This is a genomic window from Candidatus Fusobacterium pullicola (assembly GCA_018883725.1).
GTDB lineage: Bacteria > Fusobacteriota > Fusobacteriia > Fusobacteriales > Fusobacteriaceae > Fusobacterium_A > Fusobacterium_A pullicola.
The window spans coordinates 1-22,890 of record JAHLFN010000039.1 but is presented as its reverse complement, the minus strand read 5'-3'; the positions used below and the strand labels follow the sequence as shown (position 1 = coordinate 22,890).

Below are 22,890 nucleotides of genomic sequence, written 5' to 3'. Positions count from 1 at the left end.
GAGGGAAATAGATATACAGCGGGTGATTGGGAGATAAAGTTCACAGTTCAAAGTATATCAAAGCTTGTAACTCTTATGTTGGCTATTTTGGACAATGGAGAGGAGTTTGTCTTCTCAAAGGTAGGAATGGAACCTTCTGGAGATCCATTTAACTCAATTAGAAAACTTGAAACATCAAGTAAGAAAAAACCATATAATCCTATGATAAATGCAGGGGCAATAGCTGTAGCAGCTATGATAAAGGGGAAAGATGCCAGAGAAAAATTCCAAAGAGTATTGGAGTTTTTTAAAAAAATTACTGAAGATGAAACGTTGGATGTAAATTATAAAATTTATTGTGGAGAGAGTGAAACAGGAAATAAAAATAGAGCAATGGGATATTTTTTAAAAAATGATGGAATAATAGAGGGAAATGTAGAGGATGCATTAGAAGTCTATTTTAAGCAGTGTTCAATAGAGGTTACTGCCTATACATTAGCTAAATTAGGATTATTTTTAGCAAATAACGGATGTACAAGTACAGGGGAGCAGATATTGACACCAAGAATAAGTACAATTATAAAGACTTTAATGATAACTTGTGGAACTTATGATATGTCTGGAGAGGTAGCTGTAAGAGTAGGAATACCTTGTAAGAGTGGTGTAGGTGGTGGAATAGTGGCTGTTTCACCGGGGAAATTGGGAATTGGTGTATATGGTCCATCTTTAGATGCGAAGGGAAATTCAATTGGTGGAATTCATTTGTTAGAGGATCTATCAAGAGAGTTAAAGTTATCAATATTTTAAATTTATAAGGAGGAAGAAGTTTGAATAATATAATTAATCTTTTAAATGGAATTTTATGGGGTTACATAATAATTGCATTACTTATTATTTCAGGAATATATTTTACTTTTAAGATAAAGTTTTCAAATTTAACTCAGATAAAAGAGATGTTTTCGATAATGTTTGAAAAGAAGAGTGGAAATGGAATATCACCATTCCAAGCCTTCTGTGTAAGTGCAGGGTCAAAGGTAGGAACAGGAAGTTTAGCTGGGGTAGCAATAGCAATCTCTTTAGGAGGACCTGGGTCTGTATTTTGGATGTGGGTTTTAACTCTAATAGTTGGAAGTTTAAGTATAGTAGAAAATATACTAGCACAGATATATAAAGAGAAAAAAGATGGAACATTCAGAGGAGGACCAGCTTTTTATATGGAAAAAGCTATGGGTAAAAGATGGATGGGAGTAGCTTTCTCAATACTTTTAACTATGACATATGGTCTTATCTTCAATGCTGTACAAGCTAATACAATGACAATAGCTATAGAAAATTATAGTGGATTAAGTAGAATGACAAGTGGAATAATAATAGTTATATTATCAGCTCTTGTTATATATGGTGGTATGCAGAGAATAGCTAAAGTTTCAGAGGTAATAGTACCATTAATGGGAGTAAGTTATCTTATAGTAGCTATAATCATAGTTTTAAAACATATTCCAATAATAATTCCGGTATTTGAATTAATAATAATGAATGCCTTTGGATTAAAAGCTTTTGGAGCAGGAACTTTAGGAACAGTTATAATGCAAGGGGTAAAAAGAGGGTTGTTCTCTAATGAGGCAGGAATGGGAAGTACTCCTAATGCAGGAGCTTCAGCTTCAGCTTCACACCCAGTAAAACAAGGGCTAATTCAAACTTTAGGTGTATATGTAACAACATTAGGAGTTTGTACAGCCACAGCTTTTATCATTTTATTCTCTGGTGTTTTAGGACAAAATTTAGATGGAATAGGATTAACACAACAAGCTATGAAGAGCCAATTAGGAGCATTTGGAGATGTTTTCCTTTTAATTTGTGTACTTCTATTTGCTTATACAACAATAATAGGAAACTACTACTATGGACAAACTAATTTAGAGTATCTAAACGCTGATAAGGGAATAAAGATACAAATATTCAGAGTTTTAGTTATTGCAATGGTATTTTTTGGAGCTGTTAGAGAATCAGCTTTAATTTGGAATATAGCAGATTTATTTATGGCCTTTATGGTAATGTTTAATGTTTACGCAATATTTATGTTAAGAAAGCCAGCGATTGAAACATTAGAGCACTATATAAGTGAGAAGAAAAAAGGAAAGAATCCAATATTTACAATAGATGTACTAAGTGATAGTACGGGAGTAGAGTGTTGGGATAAAAATGGAGAAATTCCGTTAGAAGATTAAAAAAAATTAAACTTTTTTAAGAAAAGCTTCGTCTAAAAAGTATAATAATTAATTCATAAAATTCTTTCCCCAAACTAAAAGAGGAGTTCGCCTTAGGTGAGCTCCTCTTTTCATTAATTTACATTTTTGCTGGAACTATCTCTATCCAATATCCGTCAGGATCTCCTATAAAGTAGATTCCCATAGCTGGATTTTCATATATAATAACTCTCATTTCTTTATGTTTTTGATAAGCTTCATCAAAATTTTCAGTAGTTAAAGCTAGATGGAACTCTTCATCACCTAAATCATATTTTTCCTCTCTATCTCTAAGCCAAGTAAGTTCTAAAGAGAAGTGTCCCTCTCCATCTCCAAGATATACTAATTTATAACTTCCATCTTCAGCTTCTTTTCTTCTAACTTCTTCTAATCCAAGAGCCTCTTTATAAAATTTTAAACTTTTTTCTAAGTCCAATACATTAAAATTAAAATGGTTAAATTTAAACATGGCAATCCCCCTTAAAAATTTATAAATAGATTATATCAAAATCTATTAGTTGTTGTCAAAAACAATTGAAGAGGTTATAATATAAAGAATGATAACAATATTTAGGAGGTATGAGATGAAGATTTTCTATATTTATCATAGTGGATTTGCAGTAGAAACTGAGAAGTATAAATTGATTTTTGATTATTATATGGAGCCTAAAAAAGATAGTGGAGAATTTAGAGTAAAGGAATTTATAGTGGGAGAGAAGGAAGTATTTGTTTTTTCATCTCACAGCCATAGAGATCACTTTAGAAAGGAAATTTTAGAGTGGCAGAAAATAAATTCAAATATAAAATATATTTTAAGTGATGATATAAAGGAAGAGGTAGATGCTTACTTTGTAAAAGAGGGAGATAAATTAGAGGTTGATGGAGTGGAAATAAAGGTTTTTGGTTCTACAGATTTAGGAGTATCATTTTTTGTAAAATGTGATGGGAAAACTTTTTTCCACGCAGGGGATCTGAATTGGTGGGCTTGGTCTGATGATACTTTAGAGGAAGAGACATATATGAGAGAATTGTATTATAGCAAAATGGACTATATAGAGGAAGTTTTAAAGGAGGAGTGCATAGATTACCTATTCTATCCAGTTGATCCAAGATTAGAGAAAAATAGTTTTTTAGGAATTGAGTATTTTATAGAAAAGGTTAAAGTAAAAAATATAGTTCCTATGCATATGTGGGATAACTATGAAATCATAAAAGAGTTAAAAAAGAGAGTAGCTAAAAATATAATAGAGTTTGAAAAAAATTGTGAGAAAATATTAGAGATATGTTAAAGAGTTAAATAAAATAAGAAGTTATTAAAGCTATGAAAGAAATAAGATATTGATAAAATCCGTATTTTTTGATATAATATACTCTGAATAAAATTAGAAATAGGTAAGGGTAGAAAGGGTATGAGCTTGAAAAAGAGAGATGATGTACTAGAAAATATATATTTTATGCTAAAAATAGATGAAAGAGGGGTATATGTTCTTCCAGTTGATAAAAGTGGAGAGATGCTAGAGAGTATAGATGTAGATGAAGAGGCAGAGGATACTACTAGCCAAATTTTGACATATATAAAGGGAATTAAAGAGGATAGCTTTTTTATAGATTGGGAGAATGAATATGAGGAGGCTTATCTAAATGAGCATCCAGATCTAATAGAGTATCTAATAGATAATCCAAAACTTGTAAATGAGAGTATGGAACCATTAAAATGGGTTAAGAGAGAGAATACCTTAGCTCTTATTATAAAAGAGAAGGAAAATGGGGCAACAGCTCTAACTACAGAACTTCTATTAAATGGTTCAATAAATGATTTTTTAATTATAAATGAGGATTTAATTTTAGCTGATAATGTTTTCTATATCATAGATATGGAGAGTAACGATTTTCATACTTTGAAGGAGCTAGTAGGAACAATTGATGAATCAGGACTAGAGAACTTTTTAACTCTTACTATAAAATATTTTAAGAATATAGAGATAGAATACAAGGATTATAAAGTGGTACAGGGTGAGAAATGTGTGCCAAGTCCACAAATAGTTATAGAGAAAATATCACATGATAATAGCTTATATCTACAAATTACTCTGATGGTTTCAGGAATGCACTACGATTTCCTAAAGGAACATGAGATAGATAAGGTGGCTATTGTAAATAACCTAGAGAAAAAAATATCTATATGTGATGTAGATATAAGTAGAATATCTGAAGCTGTTGAAGATGTGATAAAGCTTCTTGTAAAAAACCAAAAAAATCTTAAGGTAAGGGCAAGTTACTATTTAGATGAGAGTAATCTTATCATTATGCAAGAGAAGCTAGCAAAAGAGTTTATTATGCAAGATCTATTACAATTAGCTTCAAAATATAGAGTAGTTGGAACTGATAAGCTTAGAAAGTATAATATAAAAGCAGTAAAACCAAAGGTTATTGGGAAATTTAGTCATTCAATAGACTTTTTAGAAGGGGAGATAGAACTTGAGATTGAAGGAGAAAAATTCTCAATATTAGATGTGCTATCATCTTATAAAAAAGATTCATATATAATGTTGAGTGATGGAACAAGTGCTTTAATAAATAAAAAGTATATAGAGAAGTTAGAGAGATTATTTAAGGATAATGATAAGAAAAAAGTAAAGCTTTCCTTCTTTGATCTACCTCTTGTAGAGGAGTTAATCGAGGATAAAATATTCTCGGAAGAGATGAATAGAACAAGAGATTTCTTTAAAGGAATTAATAATATAAAAGATTATAATATAGAACCACCAAAGGTTAAGGCAAAGTTGAGAGAGTATCAAGAGTATGGATATAAATGGTTATCATATCTAATAGATAATAATTTAGGTGGATGTCTAGCAGATGATATGGGACTTGGAAAGACATTACAAGCTATATCTGTATTGACTAGATTACATGAGAAGAAGGGGACAAAGAGTCTTGTAATTATGCCGAAATCCCTGATATATAACTGGGAAAGTGAGATAAAGAAGTTCAGTCCAAAGTTAAAGGTTGGAATTTACTATGGAAACTTTAGAAATAGAGATATTATAAAAAAGAGTGGTGTAATTCTAACGACATATGGAACAATTAGAAATGATATCGAGATAATTAGAGATTATGATTTTGATGTTGTAATATTAGATGAATCTCAAAATATAAAAAATGTAAATGCTCAAACAACTAAGGCTATAATGTTACTGAATGCAAAACATAGAATAGCATTGAGTGGAACACCGATTGAAAACAACTTAAGTGAATTGTACTCATTATTTAGATTCCTGAATCCATCTATGTTTGGTACTATGGAGGAGTTTAATAACTTCTATGCTATACCAATTCAGAAGGAGAATGACCAAGAGGCTATAGAGGAGTTAAAGAAAAAGGTATATCCATTTATCTTAAGAAGAATAAAGAAAGAGGTTCTAAAGGATCTACCAGATAAGATAGAGAAAACTATGTATATAGAGATGAATCCAGAGCAGAAAAAACTATATGAGGAGAGAAGAAACTACTACTACAATATGGTACACTCTCAGATAAAAGAGAATGGAATAGGAAAGACACAATTTTTTATTCTTCAAGCACTAAATGAATTGAGACAGATTACAAGTTGTCCAGAGGCTAAGAGTGTTGGAGTAACTTCAAGTAAGAGAGAGGTGCTTATAAACAATATTTTAGATGCAGTAGAGAATGGACATAAGGTACTAGTATTTACCAACTATATCAACTCTATAAAAAATATCTGTGAAGATTTAGATAAATATGGAGTAAAATATCTATCTATGAGTGGAAGTACAAAGGATAGACAGTTACTTGTGGATAAATTCCAAAAGGATAGTAAATATAAGGTATTTGTAATGACACTAAAAACAGGAGGGGTTGGACTAAATCTAACCGCTGCAGATACGATATTTATATATGATCCATGGTGGAATAAGACAGTGGAAAACCAAGCTATAGATAGAGCATATAGATTAGGACAAGACAGAACAGTATTTTCATATAAGTTAATACTGAAAGACACTATTGAAGAGAAGATACTTCAATTACAAGAATCTAAAATAAAACTTTTAGATAATCTAATATCTGAAGATAGTTCAACATTAAAAACACTTTCTGAAAAGGATATTGAGTTTATTCTAGGAGAATAAAAAGGTTAAGGAGAAGAGATGGCAATAAGTAAAGATAGATTTAGAGAGGCAGTAAATGAGTTTTACTCCAAAGAAGTTTTGTTTAAACTTTATACTAAATATTTTTTAGACTGGATAGCAGAGGGCTATATAGGGAGTAATTTAGGACTTTTTGAAATCTCTTTAATTAGTGAAAATAGCAATAAACAAACTTTTTTAGATTTATTGGAGCAGTTTTACTCTAAGGAAAATATATTTTGTACCATCTTTGAGAGATTAGATCAACAGGTAAAAGAGGTATTTGAAGAGGTTGCATGGAATGGAAAGTTCTTTATTACTGATAAGGAGAGATTTTTTAAATTAGAAAACCACTATGATATAAATAAGGATTTGAAAGATGAGTTTCTTTTCTTTAAAGTGGATAAGGATATGAAAAAAGGGGAGTATCTATACTTAGATTATGATATTCTTAGAGTAATAAGAAGATTTATGAAAAAACCAGCTGAGTATAAGATTATACCTCAAAAAAAGGTAAAGGCAAACCTTGTAAATAGCAATGAGAAAGAGTTAATAGAAAGCTTTAAGATGTATTTTGAGTTTTATTCTCAAGGTGGGATAAAGCTTTCAAATAGTGCTAAGATACTGAAAGAGTCTAAGTTGAATATGAAGAAATATTGTAATATCACAGAGTATTACGAGGATTCAAAGGATTTAGATTATCTAAAAACTGAAACAATAGCTCTTTTCTTCTTCTTGGTAAAGGATAAGTATATTGATGAAAATTACTTTAAAGTTTCAAATATAAAGAATATAGTTAAGGATTTTATGAGTGGGGAGCTTGTAAAAGAGGAAAACTACCACTATACATCTCTTTATTTAAATTACTTAAAGGGAGTAAAGAATATCTGGAAATCCAAAGAGGAGATAAAAAGAGGGCTGGCAACTATCAAAAATATAATAGATGAGTTTCCAGATGATAAGCCTATCAGTGTAGAAAATGTCATAAAAGCTATACTGTATAGAGATGAGTTCATAGAGATAATAGATGTAAAAGATGCCTATGATTATATCTATATAAACGAGGCAAACTATGAGAGAACTAAGATATTAAACTATGAGAAATATCAGATGTATGTAGTTATCCCATTTATAAAGTCGGTTCTATTTATTCTAGGGGTATTAGGAGTTTTTGAGATATACTATGATTATCCATCTATTAATAACTCTCTATACCTAAAAAATGGATATTTGAGTAAATTTGATGGAATCAAATATGTTAAATTTACAGAGCTTGGAAGATACTGCTTTGATAGAGTAGATGAGTATGATTTTAAAAATGCCAAAGAGGATGGAGAGGTACTATTAGATGAGGATAGATTGATAGCTACTGTTATGGGAGATACTCCAGTGAAAACTATGTTCTTAGAGAGAGTGGCTCAAAGAATAGCTACTAATAAATATAAATTTAGTAGAGAGAACTTCTTAAGAGGGGTTAGTAGCTCTAAGGAGATAGAGGAGAGAATAAATGAGTTTTATAATAAGATAACTCCTGAACCAAACCAACTTTGGAAAGAGTTTTTTAATGATATTCTAGAGAAGAGTAGTGTTATAAAGGCTGAGAGTCAATTTGTAGTACTGAAGCTAAAAAATGATAAAGAGCTTATAAAAATTATAACGAAAGATGAGAGATTTAAACCTTTGATGCTTAAGGGTGAGGATTTCCATCTATTAGTTAAAAGTGAGAATATAAGTGAAGTGATAAGCTTATTTAAAGAGCATGGATACTATGTAAACTTTTAATATGATGAAAATAACGAGTAGGTTTAATTAGCCATACTCGTTATTTTTATTAAATATTATTTTATACCCATATGAGAAGCAATAATTACCTTTTGAATTTCAGAAGTTCCCTCATATATCTCAGTAACTTTAGCATCTCTCATCATTCTTTCAACTGGAAATTTTTTAGAATATCCATTTCCACCAAATAACTGAACAGCTTTAGTAGTAACCTCCATGGCTATTTCAGAAGCAAAAAGCTTTGCCATAGATGCCATATATCCATAATCTTCTCCTAAATCTTTCATATTAGCAGCTCTATAAGTCATAAGTCTTGCAGCATCTATCTTAGTTTGAAGGTCAGCTATGACAAATTGTGTATTTTGATGGTGTGATATAGGCTTACCAAGTTGCATCCTATTTTTTACATAGTTTATAGCTGCATCTAAAGCTCCTTGAGCTATTCCAACAGATTGAGCAGCCACACCAATTCTTCCACCATTAAGAGTAGCCATAGCAATTTTAAATCCTCCACTTAAATTTCCTAGCAGATTTTCCTCTGGAATAATACAGTTATCAAAGAAAAGTTCAGCAGTTGAAGAACCTCTTACCCCCATCTTATCTTCAGCCTCTCCAATAGCAAATCCTTTAGTTCCTTTCTCTACTATAAAGGCAGAAAGAGAGCCAGTTTCAGGGTTTGTTTTAGCAAATATGATAAAGATATCAGCTTCATGTGAATTTGTGATTAAGACTTTTTTACCATTAATAATATACTTATCTCCCTCTTTTACAGCAGTTGTTTTAGTTCCAGCTTCAGCTTCAGTCCAACCAAAAGCCCCTAATTTTTCTCCACTAGCTAGAGGAGTTAGATATTTAATTTTTTGCTCTTCAGTACCATATGTAGCTATTGGCCAACAGCAAAGAGATGTATGTGCTGACATAATTACTCCAGTAGAAGCACAAGCTTTTGAAAGCTCTTCAACAGCAGCTGCATAAGTTAGATTGTCCATTTCAAGCCCACCATATTTTTTTTCAAAAGGGATTCCCATTATACCATTTTCTCCAAGTGCTTTGATACTACTGATTGGGAATGAAGCCTCTCTATCTATCTCAGCAGCAATAGGTGCTACATATTGCTTAGTTAATTCTCTAACCTTTGATAAAAATACCTCTTGTTCATTTGAAAATTTAAAATTCATATTAGCCCTCCTAAAAATATTATTTTTTTATTTATATATTGATTTTATCATAAAAAAAATATAAAATAAAATTATATATTTTTATCAAAATATAATAAAAAATTATAAATTAAGGGAGAAGAGAGATGTTAGATTTTAGAGTAGATACATTTATAGAGTTATGTAGAACTAAAAATTATACTAAAACAGCAGAAGCACTTCATATGACCCAACCAGCAGTAAGTCAACACATTAAATATTTAGAGGAATTTTATGGCTGTAAATTATTCAATTATAACAAGAAAATACTAACCTTGACACCACAGGGAGAGGCTCTTTATAAATATCTATTGACAATGAGGTCAGATGCTAATAAAATTCAATCAGAGATAAAAGAGATGGATCCAAATAGAAAAAATTTACATTTTGGAGCCACATTTACAATAGGAGAGTATATTATTCCAAAAATTATCTCAGAAATATCAAATAGATATCCAGATATAAATATCTCTTTTATAATCAGAGATACAAGTGAACTATTGGAGGAGTTAAGAAAAGGGAATATAGATTTTGCCTTCATAGAGGGATTTTTTGAAAAAACTGAGTATGAATACTATCTTTTTTCTAAGGAGAGATTTGTGGGAATATGTGCAGCTAATAATCCTATAGCAACAGAGATCACAAAATTTGATGATATAGTAAAGGAGAGAATAATTCTAAGAGAAAAGGGATCAGGAACAAGAGATATCTTTGAAAAGATACTCTATGATAATAACCTATCTTTAAATAATTTTACTAGAAAATATGAGATAGAGAATATAAATATGATAAAAGAGCTTGTAAAAGAAAATAAGGGAATCTCTTTCATATATGAGAGAGCTGTGGAAAAAGAGATTCTTATGAGAAAATTAGCCCCAATAAATTTAGAAAATTTTTATGAAGAGAGAGAGTTCAACTTTGTATTTTTAAAAGATAGCATACATCGAGAAGAGTATCAAGAGTGGTATAATTTTATGAAAGATATATATAATTTATAAAGGAGGGAAAATGGAGTACAAACTTTTAACAGGAGGAATTTTACTTTTTATCAGTCTTTTTTCAATCAGATTATCTAAGAAGGTACAGGTTCCATTGTTGATAATGTTCCTATTTATAGGGATATTGGCAGGATCAGAGGGAATAGGTGGAATATATTTTGATGATGCTGAATTAACACAACAAATTGGAAACTTTGCACTTCTTTTTATTCTCTTTTCTAGTGCCCTTGAAACTAAGAAAGAGGATGCTTTATCTGCACTATATCCAAGTGGGATATTAGCAACTTTAGGAGTATTTTTAACAACTATATTTGCAGCATTTTTTACCTTTATACTTACAGATTTTTCATTTAAAGAGGCATTACTGTTTGGTGCAATAGTTTCATCTACAGATGCAGCAGCAGTGGTCTCTGTCCTTGGAGATTCCAAACTGAAAAAGAGAGTAAAAACAGTGATAGAGATAGAATCTGGAAGTAATGACCCAATGGCTTATGCCCTTATACTATTTATAATCTCGATGTTTAAAGCTGATGGGCTATCTATTGCTGGTGGAATTTTCTTTTTGATAAAACAATTAGTTATCGGTGGAGTGTTAGGAATAGCTTTTGGAAAGGCAACAATACCTATAGGGAAGTTTTTGAGAATAGAGAGAGCGGAGTTCTTAACTATTCATTTGATGGCTTTTCTATTTATCTGTTTTTCCCTTACAAATATTTTAGGTGGAAATGGATTCCTAGCTATATATTTAATGGGAATATTAGTTGGAAATGAGAGATTTGAATTTAAGATGAATAGTTTTAGAAATATGAGAGTATTATCATGGTTAATGCAGATAATAATGTTCGTTTTACTAGGTCTATTAGTTTTCCCAAGTCAACTAGGAAAAGTTGTAATTAGTGGAAGTATCTTAGCTATTCTAATAACATTAGTTTCAAGAACAGCGGTTGTATTTTTACTTTTAGAAAAGTTCAATTACAATTTAAAAGAGAAGTTTTTCATCTCTTGGGCAGGACTTAAAGGGGCAGTGCCAATCATTTTCTCAACTATGGCTATAACAGAGGGAATAAGAAAATCACAATCTATTTTCAATATGGTATTCTATATTGTAGTTTTCTCTGTAATCATTCAAGGAATGACTTTAAAACCATTAGCTAAATTCTTAAATCTATTTGAAGAGGGAGAAGATGACGAGACAACAGAGATAGATTTAGAAGAACTAGAAGAATTATCTATAAAGAAACTATATATAGATAAAAATTCAGAGTATGTAGATAAGGCAATAAAAGATCTATCACTTCCAAGAAGTGTGCATATTATCTCTATTAGAAGAGGAGATCAAGATATAATACCAAGAGGAGATGTAATATTAAGAGCAGGAGATAGACTTTTATTGAGCAGAGTTTAACCTTTTAAAAAAATATTTTTAGTTTTTTAAAAATAATTATTGATTTTTCAAAAAATTGTGATATAATCTTTTATATAATTTTTTTAAAAAAACATATAAAGAAAAATAATTTTCAATAGGGGAGAGTGAAAAATGAACAAAAAAATTAATCTAACAACAAAAATTTTTATAGCATTAATATTAGGTATAACTACAGGGTTAGTTTTACATCCAATAAAGGATAATCCTTTTGTAAGTAAGTATATTATAGACTTTGTATTTAATCTACTTGGAAATGGATTTATTAGAGCTATAAGAATGGTAGTTGTACCATTAGTTTTATGTTCATTAGTTGTAGGTTCAGCTGGAATAGAAGATGTTGCAAAATTAGGGAGAATAGGGATAAAAACTTTAGTATTTTATCTATCTACAACAGCTTTTGCAGTAGTATTAGCTCTAGTTGGTGGAAATATAATAAATCCGGGTAAAGGAGTTAATATAGGAGAGATTGCAGTTTCTAAAGTAACTGTATCTGAAACAAAGCCCTTTGTAGATATACTACTAGATATGATACCTATTAATCCAGTAGAAGCTATGGCTACAGGAAATATGTTACAAATTATAATTTTTGCTATTTTAGTTGGGGTAGCTTTATCCCTTTTAGGAGATAAGGCTAGTAATATAAAGAGAATATTTGAAGAGGGAAATAATCTAAGTTTAAAACTTGTTGAGATGATAATGGTAATTGCACCTTTTGGTGTTTATGGACTTATATCGAAGACTTTTACTACTTTAGGTTATGCGGCTCTTTTACCACTATTTAAGTACTTTATAGGTGTTGTAATAATACTATTCATTCACTGTTTAGTTACTTATCAAGGTATTTTAGTAGTATTTGGAAAGTATAATCCAATAAAGTTTTTTAAGAATTTTGCTCCTACAATGATGGTAGGTTTCTCTACTGCTTCTAGTAGTGCTAGCTTACCATCTTCATTAAAAGCTATGCAAGAAACATTTGGAGTATCAAAGGCGATTTCGTCATTTACAATTCCGTTAGGAAATACAATAAATATGGATGGAACAGCAGTTATGCAAGGGGTTGCAACTATATTTATAGCTCAAATATATGGGATAGATCTAACAATGGGGAACTATATAACAATAATAGTTACAGCTACTTTAGCCTCAATAGGAACAGCAGGTGTTCCAGGTGTAGGGGTTATAATGTTAGGAATGGTACTTGTACAAGTAGGACTTCCTCTTGAGGGAATAGGACTTGTAATGGGAATAGATAGATTTGTAGATATGTTTAGAACAATGATAAACATTACAGGAGATGCAGTTTGTACTTTAGTGATTGCTAAGACTGAAGGGGAACAACTAAAAGAAGCTATATAAAACTCAAAATAGACTCAAAAATGAGGGTGTTACTTAAGTGTAATACCCTCAAAACTTTTCTATTTATCAATTTGGTAGATATTTTTTATTTCAAATTCTAAAAACTGTTCAGCTATTTTTTTAAAAAGTTTTTTGTCCCCAGTTACAAAAAATTCAACTTTTCCTATCTTTGAAGAAGTATTCAAAAGATCATTTAATCTAAGTAGAGAATATAATTCTAAAGCTGTTTCTCTAGCAGGATCAACTATATTTCCAGAAAAAAATCTCTCGATATCATTTTTGATAATAGGATAGTGAGTACAACCTAATATCAATGTATCAGCCTCTTGAGAGAGATGTGATATATGAGATTTTAAAATATCATATCTATCTGGATGAGTTTCCCAACCAATCTCTATCATAGGACAGAATTCTGGGCAACCTTCTTGAGTTATTTTAAAGCTTTTAAAATGCTTTCTCAACTCCTTTATATAAGCATTAGAATCTACAGTAAAGGGAGTAGCTAAAATATTTATTCTATTATTTTTGGTTACCTTTAAAGCCCCTTTTACTCCAGCTGAAATAACTCCAATTATCGGAATGGAGTATGTATTTTTTAATTTATCTAAGGCAGCAGCAGTAGCTGTATTACAAGCTACTACCACAGCTTTACAATTATTTGCTATGAAAAAATCTAAAATTCTACAACATAATTTTTGAATTTCCTCTGTACTTTTTTGCCCATATGGAGCATTTCCACTATCTCCATAATAAAGAATATTTTCATGGGGCAGAACTTTTAATATCTCTTTTAGGACAGTAGTTCCTCCTACTCCTGAATCAAAAACCCCTATATTAGAATTGTTATTCATGAGAATCTATTCTCCCCCTTTCAAATACTTATCTCAATATAATTTTATCCAAACATATTCATAAAGAAAGTGATTACTGTTGCATTTGTAAAATCTATAAATAGTGCAGCAACAAGTGGTAATACGAAGAAAGCCTTTGGAGAAGGTCCATTTTCCTTTGTAAAAACCTCCATATTAGCCATTGCATTTGGACTTGCTCCCAATCCAAAACCACAGTGTCCAGTCGCCATAACTGCCGCATCATAATCTTTTCCGTTAACGTTAAATGTAATAAAGTATGCATAAAGTGCCATAATAATAGTTTGAATTAATAAAATAGAAACTATTGGTATAGCAAGATCTGCCAGTTCCCATAATTTTAAAGTCATAAGTGCCATTGCTAAGAATAGAGAAAGAGCTATATTTCCAGTGATAGCTATCTCAGGCATAGGTAAAGTTTTTCCAGTGGCATCATAGATATTTCTAATAATAGCAGCCATAAACATAGGACCTATATATACTGGAATAACAACTCCATATTGCTTTAAGAATGGAGCTATCCAAGAACCTAATCCCATTGCTAAAGCAATTATAACCACTGCATCAAAAAGTGTAGATTCAGAAACACCAATTCCTTCCTCTTCAGCCTCTTCAATAACCTTAATTTCGTCATCTAAATTAGGTTTTAAATTGTATTTTTCCTTAAGTTTTTTAGCAACAGGTCCTCCAATTAAACATCCAGCTATCAATCCATAAGTAGCTGCAGCTATAGAAACAGAAAGAGCACCGTTAACCCCTAACTCCTCCAATACAGGACCAAAAGCTCCAGAAGTTCCATGTCCTCCAGTTAAAGGAATAGAACCAACAGCAAGTCCTAGTAGAGGATGAAGTCCAAATACCTTAGCTAATCCAACTCCAACTATATCTTGAACGATAACAAGTACAGTAGCAGTTATTAAGAAGATTAAAACTCCTATTCCACCCTTTTTCAATAATTTTGCACTAGCAGTAAAACCTATTGTAGTAAAGAAAATTAACATTAGAAAGCTTTGTAATACACCATCAAATTGGAAAGAAAAAGCTTTACTAGAGTGTCCTATTAAAAGTAATATAGAGAAGATAACTCCTCCAACTACTGGAGCTGGAATGAAGAATCTTTGTAGAAAATGAATTCTTTTTCTAACTTCTCTTCCAATTAAAAGTACAACAATAGCTACAGCTAACGTTTCCGCCATGTTAAAAGAATAACTAAACATAAAAAATACCTCCTCAAAATATATTGTAATAAAAATCTCATATTATGAATATACTCTATATAATAGTTAAAAGTCAATAATTAATAATATATATAATTAATATTAAGATCATTAAAATTCAATATGGTATTTTTTTAAAAATAAATTTAATTTAAACATAAAGTGAAAAAAATAATTTGTTTTTCTTTTAACAAACAAAAGTAAAAAAATATGTTTTAAATCTAGACTGTTACTATCTTCTATATAAAATAAAAAAATAATAATAATCTATAATATATATAATATTTTACTATAAAAGTTCAAAAAATAAAAGTATGTCGTAAAAAAAGACTCGTTTTAAAAAAATGAGCCTTTTTTAAGCTTAGTATATCATTTTAAGTCCATTTTCAATACAAGAGATATGTATAGGTGATGTAGGACCAACCTCTCCATCAATGTCACTTTCAAGGGAAGAATCACTGTATTCTACAGTAAAATCTGAAGTTGTAAAGTGAATAATATCCTTTGGTTTCTCAAGATGTTCTAATTTCAGAAAAGCAAGAAGTGAAGATAAAGTTGAACGAATATTCTCTCCCTTAACTATGATTACATCTAATAATCCATCATTTATCTCACTTTTATAAGATATATTTATATTTCCAGCAGTCCTTCCATTAAATGTGAAAAAAATAAGAGCATTTCCCTCGTAAAAAAATTCATCAGAGGTAACTTTAATATCTAATTTTTTAAAAGAAGGTAACTCTTTTATTCCATTTAGATAGTAAGCTAGTTTCCCTATAGTATTTTTTAAATGGGTAGGTGTCTTATGAGAAACATCAGTAAATAATCCAAAACTAAAAACATTGATAAAATATTTATCATTAGCTTTTCCTAAATCTATCTCTTGAATCTTTCCAGCTAATATTTTATCACAAGCACTTCCAATATCAGCAGGCATTCCAATATATTTTGCAAAATCATTAGCTGTACCTACAGGAAGTATTGCTAAAGGTATATCTAAATTCTTTTTTTTCATAATATTTATAATCTGATTGATAGTTCCATCTCCACCAGCTCCTAAGATGTGATGGTAGGAGCTATCTATATCTAAAAAGGCATCTTCTAAACTCTGTTCAGTAGAGATTCTAAAAGGTACTATGGTATATCCTTTAGCTTGATATTTTTCAATTATTGTGTCTAAATTTTTAGTAACTACTGCCTCTCCAGAGAAAGGATTGTATATAAATTTAACCTTTTTCATACTGCACCTCATTGTTTTGTTTATTGCTACTTCTCATTGTATATAATATCATATAAAGTAAAAAATATGGTATAAAATTTGAGGAAAATTTGATATAATTTAGAATGAAAAATATATTTTAAAAATCTTAAAAATAATAGAATTTAGGAAAGGAAATCTATGATTAGAAAAATAAATGCTTCATTTCAAAATTTTTTGAGAAAACAAAAAGTAAAGATAGCTAGATTGTTATGGGATAAAAAAGAGAAAGTAAATATATCAGGAGAAAAATTAATAGAAAAAAACTCTATAAATTCTATTTTATTATTAAGAGATGATGGAAAAATAGGGGATATGGTTGTAAGTAGCTTCGTATATAGAGAGATAAAGAAACAGTACCCTAATATAAAAATTGGAGTTGTAACAAGAAAAGGAGCAATAGATATTATAAAAAATAATATCTATGTAGATAAAATTTATGAATACAAAAAGAGTAGTGGTTATTTAAAAGAATTAGCAAAAGAGATAGCGGAAGAAAAATATGATTTATTAATTGATACTTCTACAATTTTGAGAGAGAAGCAGATAATGTTTATTAATAAGTGTAAATGTAGAATAAACTTAGGTGTTGAAAAAGATGATTGGGGATTGTTTGATGTTAGTATTAGTGAAGATAGTAATGCACATATAACAAGGAGATTTGTAAAGATTTTAGAAAAATTAGGAATAAAAAATATAAAGAGTAATTATGATATTCAAATTTCAGATGAAGCAGTAAATAGAGTAATAGAGAAAATAAAAAAAGAAGAAGCTATACAAGAAATAGAGAATAAAAAAAGAATTATATTAAATCCATATGCTGCAAGTAAACACAGAAGTTTTAATAGAGAAAATATAGAAAAAATTATTAAACTTCTCTTAAAGAAAACTGATGATGAAATATATATATTAGGACATGGTGAAAACAAAAAAGAGGTAGTAGATATAAAAAATAAAATAAATAATGGAAGAGTCCATTATTTAGATTTAAAAGGTATAGAAGATGTTATAGCATTAGTACAAAATAGTGAATTGGTTATTTCACCAGATACCTCTATAGTCCATATAGGAGTAGGATTAGATAAAAAAGTAATAGCAATTTATAGAGAGGATATAGTAGGAAACAACAGTGTATTGTGGGGACCTAACTCTGATAAAGCTATTCAGGTTTTTTCAAAAGAGAATAAAGATGATGATATAAATAATTTTGATGTAAATGAGATAGAGAAAGTAATTGTTTAAGGGAGAGGTAGATGAAAAAGAAGAGAGTGTTGTTTTATAATGGTCAATTATTTATGGGGGGAATAGAAAGAGTACTTACTTCTTATTTACAGGGATTAGCTAATGATGAGGATTTAGAGATAACTGTATTAATAAAAGAGAATGACCCAGAAAAAAATATATTTTTAACAGATATACCTAAAAATTTACCTGTTGTTTTTATAAAAACAGAAGAGATGGTAAAGTTTAGAAATAAAGTAAAAGAAAATAAAAAAAATATTTTCTGTAGATTATTATATCCATTATTGCTAAGTTATGAAAGAATATATATGAAAAAATGGTTAAAGAGGTTTATGTGTGAAAATCAAGATAAGTTTGATGTAGTAATAGATTTCGATATGAGTTTAGGAAAGTATCTTGATATAATTGATTTACCTAAAATAGGTTGGATGCATTTAACTTCAAAAAATAGAAATGAAAAAAAGAAAAAAAGATTAGCTAAAAGATTAAATAAATATTGGAAAATTGTGGTAATTTGTGATGAAATGAAAGAAGAAGTTAAAAGTATATTTAAAATTCCTGAAGAGAAAATAATAAGATTATATAATCCTTTTGATATAGATAGAGTAAAAAAAGGGAAAGAAATAATAAAAGAAGAAGATAAAAATTATTTAAAGAAAGATTATATAGTTGCAGTTTCAAGATTGGTTAAAGAAAAAGGAAGAATAGATTTAGTAGAGATATATAATAAATTATATAAAGATGGAGTTCAAGAAAAATTATACATATTAGGAGAGGGACCAGCAAGAGAAGAATTAGAAAAAAGAATAAAAGAATTAAAGTTAGAAGATAAAATAATTTTAGTTGGTCAAAAAAAGAATCCATTACCTTGGATAAAAAATGCAAAAATATTCGTTCATACTTCATACAGTGAAGGTTTACCAACTGTTTTTTTAGAAAGTATGATATTAGGTACTCCAGTGATAACTTATGATTGTCCGACTGGACCAAAAGATATATTAGGAGATAATAAATACGGAGTACTAGTAAAAACTGGTGATAAAGAAAGTTTTAAAATAGAATTAGAAAAATTATTAATAGATGAGGAAAGAAGAAAGAAATATATAGAAGATTTTTATATAGAAAAATTACAAGAATTTAATGCTATTTATGTATTAAAACAGTTTAAAAAAATTTTAGATTTTGGTGATGAAAGAAATGAGAAAATTTTTAATAAAACTAATAGGAAATAAGAAGAAAAAAGAATTCAGGATAGAAAACATAAAAAGAGTATTAATTTTAGGGGGAAGAGTTGGAGATATAATTGTTAAAACGCCATTATTAAGCACTTTATCAAATGTAAATAAAGAGATAAAAATAGATGTAATTGTAGAGAAAGGTGCTGAATCTTTATTATGGAATCATCCTAATGTAAATTATATCATAATTGAAGAAAAAAATAAAAGTAAATTAAAAATTTTTAGAATAACTCAAGAAATAATTAAGGCATTTAAATTGAGAAATAGATATGATTTATATTTTGATTTTACTAGAAACCCAAGATTCTTTCATTTATTAGCTTTAAGAATAATGAACCCTAAATATTTAATAGGATGTTATAGAATGGAAAAATTTGGAATAAAAAAAGATGAACTAAGTATTTTTGATAAATATATAGATAATAAATCAACGGATCATGCTGTTGATATAAATATGAAAGCATTAGATGGTTTTGGTATTGATAATTCCAACAGAAAATATGAATTGTATTTAGGGGAATTAGAAGAAAAATATAAAGATTATTTCAATAAAGATAAAATAAATATAGTTTTTAATTTTTTAGGAAGTTCTCAAAGTAGATGTTTGAAAGAAGAGGATATAGAATATTTTTGTAAAAATATTCCTAAGATAAATAATAAAATAGAACTACATATTTTAACTATTCCAAGAATTTATGAACAAATAAAATCAAAAATAGATACTTTAAATTTAGAAAATGTAAAATTATTACCAAAAACTAAAAATATTTTAGAAGCATCTGCAATTATAAAGTATGCAGATATGCTATTTAGTGTTGATACAGGAGTTATTCATGTAGCATCAGTGTATAATATACCTATAGTAGCTATTTATACAGAAGATAAGGATACTTTAATTATATTTGCACCTAAATCAGATATAAATTCAGTAATAATAGGTAAAAAAGAGAAAAATTTAAAAATATTAGATAAGGAAATAGTGATAAAAAATATAAAAGAGACCCTGAAGAAAATGGAGAATATAAATGAAAAATATAAAATATAAGGGATACATTGGATATTTTTATGAAAAGAAATATGAAGAAGTACTAAAAAAAATAATTGATAAAAATTATAAAGTAGAAAAGATACTAAAAGATACAGTAAGAAACTATGTAGCAATAGTAAGCTTTGATAATAAAAAATATATATTAAAATCTCCAAAGGCAGAAAATATAATTCCTCAAAGAAAGCTTCTTACATTTTTTAAAAAGGGAGAAGCTTTGAATACATTAATAAATATTAACAAAGCTAGAAATAAAGGAATAGTAGAATTTGTGGAAGTATATGGTGCTATTGTAAAAAGAAAAAATAATTTAATAGTAGAAAGTTATATTCTAATGGAATATATTGATGGAAAAGCTTTACAAACTCTTGAAGAAATAGCAAAAGTTATGGAATTAACTAAAAAAATGCATAATCATGGAATTTATCATGGAGATTTGAATACTTCAAACTTTATTAAAGCTAAAGATGGAATAATTAGAATTTTAGATTCACAAGCAAAAGAAGAGAAATATATATATTTTAAGCGTTGGTATGATATTTTTACATTTAAAGAGGACATTTTAACAATTGAAAAAGGATTTGATGTTGAAAAAAATTATAATTATAACTCTAATAAAATATCTTATTTTTTAGCTAAAAGCTTGAAAAAAATAAAAAGAAATAAATTTATTACTAAAATAAAAGATAAGAAAAAAGAATTAAGGAGTAAAGGATGGAAAATATAGAACTACAAAAAAATAAAAAAATAGTTCTTTCAGTAGATCCTATTTTAAAAGAATATGAAGATATTCTTTTAAAAAAAAGTAAAAAATATTTTAAAAGTGTTGATTTCATATTGGGAAGTGAACCTGAAACTAATTCATATTATTTTAAAAAATTAAAAAAGCTGAAAGAAAATATGATTTTTGGAAAAGTTATAGAAAAAATATATAACCATAAAAAAACTAATTATTATGAAGAACTTTTAAAAAAATATTTAGAAATAGATTATGTTCTAGTAATTGGAGAAATTGGATATAGTGAAACTTTTATTGATTTAGTAAAAAAGAAGAATAGTAAGATAAAATTTATTAAATTTATTTGGGATAAAATGGGAAAAAAAGAGATAGAATGGTATAAAAAGAATTATGATGAAGTTTATACTTTTGAGAAAGAAGATGCAAAAACGTATGATATAAAATGGAGACCAAGTTTTTATCTAGAACATGAAGTTGAAGGAAAAGAAGAAGATTTTTATTATTTAGGAAGAGAAAGGGATACAGAAAGATACAAGTATGTAAAAAAAAATATATGAATATTGTTTGAAAAATAATTTAAAATACAATATATTACTGTATACTCAAGATAAAAAAAAGAAAGATAAATTTATAACAAATCAAAAAATAAAATATAGTGAAAATATTAAAAATGTAAAAAAATCAAAAGTTACTTTTGAGAAAAATATTGTAGATCAAAAGGGATTAAGCTTAAGAACTTTAGAATGTTTAGCTTATAATACTAAATTAATAACAACTAATAAAGATGTTATTAATTATGACTTTTATAATGAAAATAATATTTTAATTGTAGATAAAATTGAAGAGATAGAGAAAATAGATATTAATTTTTTTAAATCACCATATTTAGAATTAAGTAGAGAAATTTTAGATAAATATTCTTTTGAGGGATTTTTAAAAGAGATATTTGAAATTAAATAAGAGGAGTTTATTAGATGAAAGGAATAATATTAGCTGGAGGAAGCGGAACAAGACTTTATCCAATAACAAAAGCAATATCAAAGCAGATAAATCCAATATATGATAAACCTATGATCTACTATCCTCTTTCTATATTGATGTTAGCGGGAATAAGAGAAATTTTAGTAATATCAACTCCTAGAGATTTACCTTTATTTAAAGAGTTATTAGGAAGTGGAGAGGACTTTGGAGTTAGATTTGAATATGAGATTCAAGAGCAACCAAATGGATTAGCTGAAGCTTTTATTATTGGAGAAAAATTTATAGATAATGATTCATGTGCATTAGTTTTAGGAGACAATATTTTTTATGGACATGGATTAACAGGAATGTTAAAGGAAGCAGAAGCAAGAAAAGAGGGGGCTACAATATTTGGCTACTATGTAACCAATCCACAAGATTTTGGGGTAGTAGAATTTGATGAGAATGGGAAAGTAATATCTTTAGAAGAAAAGCCACAAAATCCAAAATCTAATTATGCAGTTCCAGGACTATATTTTTATGATAATACGGTAGTAGAAAAAGCTAAAAGAGTTAAGCCTTCAAAAAGAGGAGAGTTAGAGATAACTTCAATTAACGAGATGTATCTACAAGAAGAGAAGTTACATGTTGTAAATTTTGGAAGAGGGATGGCATGGCTAGATACGGGAACGCATGATGCATTACTTGAAGCAGCTAATTTTGTAAAAACTATTCAGAGTAGACAGGGAGTAATGGTAGCTTGTCTTGAAGAGATAGCATATAGAAATGAATGGATAAGTAAAGAAAAAGTATTAGAATTAGCTAAACCATTAATGAAGTCAAAATATGGAGAGTATCTAGTAAATTTAGTGAAATAGGTGGAATAGATGAATAAATTTAAGAGAATAGAAACAGGTATAGAAGGGCTATGTATAATTGAACCTACTGTATTTGGAGATAATAGAGGTTTTTTCTTAGAGTCATATAGTAAAAAAGAATTTGAAAATATAGGGATAAATGAAGAGTTTGTACAGGATAACCATTCAAAATCTAAAAAAGGTGTATTAAGAGGATTACATTTTCAAACTAAACATTCTCAAGGAAAGTTAGTAAGAGTAGTAAAAGGTTCTGTATATGATGTAGCTGTAGACATTAGAAAAGGAAGTAAAACTTATGGACAATGGTATGGAA

Annotated in this window: 21 protein-coding genes; 16 read left to right on the top strand and 5 right to left on the bottom strand. The window is 28.5% G+C overall.

All coding sequences use genetic code 11. The annotated features are described in order from the left end of the window. Both glsA and IAA47_04605 read left to right on the top strand, forming a co-directional pair. On the top strand, nucleotides 1–786 hold a 786-nt coding region (gene glsA, locus IAA47_04610), incomplete at its 5' end, for a glutaminase A (protein ID MBU3842252.1). Between the two features lie 20 nt (nucleotides 787–806). Beyond that, nucleotides 807–2,207: an alanine:cation symporter family protein gene (locus IAA47_04605; protein MBU3842251.1), complete on the top strand. Its 1,401-nt coding sequence runs from the start codon at nucleotides 807–809 to the stop codon at nucleotides 2,205–2,207. Nucleotides 2,208–2,325: 118 nt separating this feature from the next. Here the strand turns inward: IAA47_04605 and IAA47_04600 are convergent, their stop codons facing one another. Next, on the bottom strand, nucleotides 2,326–2,694 hold the full coding sequence (locus IAA47_04600; protein ID MBU3842250.1) for a VOC family protein: 369 nt from the start codon (nucleotides 2,692–2,694) through the stop codon (nucleotides 2,326–2,328). A gap of 115 nt (nucleotides 2,695–2,809) precedes the next feature. Here IAA47_04600 and IAA47_04595 point away from each other — a divergent pair, with 115 nt between their 5' ends. The 3 genes from IAA47_04595 to IAA47_04585 all read left to right on the top strand — a co-directional run bounded on the left by IAA47_04595 (nucleotide 2,810) and on the right by IAA47_04585 (nucleotide 8,155). Next, the gene (locus tag IAA47_04595) at nucleotides 2,810–3,514 is read left to right on the top strand and encodes an MBL fold metallo-hydrolase (protein ID MBU3842249.1); all 705 of its coding nucleotides are present in this window, start codon (nucleotides 2,810–2,812) and stop codon (nucleotides 3,512–3,514) included. A 120-nt stretch (nucleotides 3,515–3,634) separates the two neighbouring features. Beyond that, on the top strand, nucleotides 3,635–6,376 hold the full coding sequence (locus IAA47_04590) for a DEAD/DEAH box helicase (protein ID MBU3842248.1): 2,742 nt from the start codon (nucleotides 3,635–3,637) through the stop codon (nucleotides 6,374–6,376). 18 nt (nucleotides 6,377–6,394) lie between these two features. After that, a complete protein-coding gene (locus IAA47_04585) occupies nucleotides 6,395–8,155 on the top strand; it encodes a hypothetical protein (GenBank protein MBU3842247.1) in 1,761 nt (586 codons plus the stop codon). A 56-nt stretch (nucleotides 8,156–8,211) separates the two neighbouring features. On the opposite strand, the gene IAA47_04580 is transcribed toward IAA47_04585, so the two are convergent. Further along, a complete protein-coding gene (locus IAA47_04580) occupies nucleotides 8,212–9,333 on the bottom strand; it encodes an acyl-CoA dehydrogenase family protein (GenBank protein MBU3842246.1) in 1,122 nt (373 codons plus the stop codon). A gap of 125 nt (nucleotides 9,334–9,458) precedes the next feature. Here IAA47_04580 and IAA47_04575 point away from each other — a divergent pair, with 125 nt between their 5' ends. The 3 genes from IAA47_04575 to IAA47_04565 all read left to right on the top strand — a co-directional run bounded on the left by IAA47_04575 (nucleotide 9,459) and on the right by IAA47_04565 (nucleotide 13,131). Next, entirely contained in the window at nucleotides 9,459–10,349 is an 891-nt protein-coding gene (locus IAA47_04575) for a LysR family transcriptional regulator (GenBank protein MBU3842245.1), read from the top strand. Nucleotides 10,350–10,359: 10 nt separating this feature from the next. Then, entirely contained in the window at nucleotides 10,360–11,754 is a 1,395-nt protein-coding gene (locus IAA47_04570; protein MBU3842244.1) for a potassium/proton antiporter, read from the top strand. Nucleotides 11,755–11,886: 132 nt separating this feature from the next. Continuing rightward, nucleotides 11,887–13,131 carry a dicarboxylate/amino acid:cation symporter gene (locus IAA47_04565; protein MBU3842243.1) on the top strand — a complete coding sequence of 415 codons (1,245 nt, stop codon included), beginning with the start codon at nucleotides 11,887–11,889 and terminating at the stop codon, nucleotides 13,129–13,131. Between the two features lie 59 nt (nucleotides 13,132–13,190). Here the strand turns inward: IAA47_04565 and murI are convergent, their stop codons facing one another. The 3 genes from murI to IAA47_04550 all read right to left on the bottom strand — a co-directional run bounded on the left by murI (nucleotide 13,191) and on the right by IAA47_04550 (nucleotide 16,457). Further along, on the bottom strand, nucleotides 13,191–13,982 hold the full coding sequence (gene murI, locus IAA47_04560; protein ID MBU3842242.1) for a glutamate racemase: 792 nt from the start codon (nucleotides 13,980–13,982) through the stop codon (nucleotides 13,191–13,193). A gap of 44 nt (nucleotides 13,983–14,026) precedes the next feature. Further along, nucleotides 14,027–15,217, bottom strand: coding sequence for a sodium/glutamate symporter (gene gltS / locus IAA47_04555; GenBank protein MBU3842241.1), 1,191 nt, complete (start codon nucleotides 15,215–15,217; stop codon nucleotides 14,027–14,029). Nucleotides 15,218–15,578: 361 nt separating this feature from the next. Further along, nucleotides 15,579–16,457 (bottom strand): YegS/Rv2252/BmrU family lipid kinase, encoded by an 879-nt coding sequence (locus IAA47_04550; GenBank protein ID MBU3842240.1) that lies wholly within the window; start codon nucleotides 16,455–16,457, stop codon nucleotides 15,579–15,581. 159 nt (nucleotides 16,458–16,616) lie between these two features. Here IAA47_04550 and IAA47_04545 point away from each other — a divergent pair, with 159 nt between their 5' ends. From IAA47_04545 to IAA47_04510, 8 genes are all read left to right on the top strand, one after another. Beyond that, nucleotides 16,617–17,717: a glycosyltransferase family 9 protein gene (locus tag IAA47_04545; GenBank protein ID MBU3842239.1), complete on the top strand. Its 1,101-nt coding sequence runs from the start codon at nucleotides 16,617–16,619 to the stop codon at nucleotides 17,715–17,717. 11 nt (nucleotides 17,718–17,728) lie between these two features. Further along, nucleotides 17,729–18,949 carry a glycosyltransferase gene (locus tag IAA47_04540; GenBank protein MBU3842238.1) on the top strand — a complete coding sequence of 407 codons (1,221 nt, stop codon included), beginning with the start codon at nucleotides 17,729–17,731 and terminating at the stop codon, nucleotides 18,947–18,949. Continuing rightward, nucleotides 18,915–20,000: a lipopolysaccharide heptosyltransferase family protein gene (locus IAA47_04535; GenBank protein MBU3842237.1), complete on the top strand. Its 1,086-nt coding sequence runs from the start codon at nucleotides 18,915–18,917 to the stop codon at nucleotides 19,998–20,000. Before IAA47_04540 ends, IAA47_04535 begins: the two co-directional genes overlap by 35 nt. Continuing rightward, nucleotides 19,981–20,727, top strand: a complete 747-nt coding sequence (locus IAA47_04530; GenBank protein MBU3842236.1) for a lipopolysaccharide biosynthesis protein — start codon at nucleotides 19,981–19,983, stop codon at nucleotides 20,725–20,727. Before IAA47_04535 ends, IAA47_04530 begins: the two co-directional genes overlap by 20 nt. Next, nucleotides 20,715–21,296 carry a hypothetical protein gene (locus IAA47_04525; GenBank protein MBU3842235.1) on the top strand — a complete coding sequence of 194 codons (582 nt, stop codon included), beginning with the start codon at nucleotides 20,715–20,717 and terminating at the stop codon, nucleotides 21,294–21,296. Before IAA47_04530 ends, IAA47_04525 begins: the two co-directional genes overlap by 13 nt. A 7-nt stretch (nucleotides 21,297–21,303) precedes the next feature. After that, entirely contained in the window at nucleotides 21,304–21,699 is a 396-nt protein-coding gene (locus IAA47_04520) for a hypothetical protein (GenBank protein ID MBU3842234.1), read from the top strand. Nucleotides 21,700–21,713: 14 nt separating this feature from the next. Beyond that, entirely contained in the window at nucleotides 21,714–22,577 is an 864-nt protein-coding gene (gene rfbA, locus IAA47_04515) for a glucose-1-phosphate thymidylyltransferase RfbA (GenBank protein MBU3842233.1), read from the top strand. Nucleotides 22,578–22,586: 9 nt separating this feature from the next. Continuing rightward, a partial coding sequence (locus IAA47_04510; GenBank protein MBU3842232.1) for a dTDP-4-dehydrorhamnose 3,5-epimerase family protein occupies nucleotides 22,587–22,890 on the top strand: 304 nt, incomplete at its 3' end.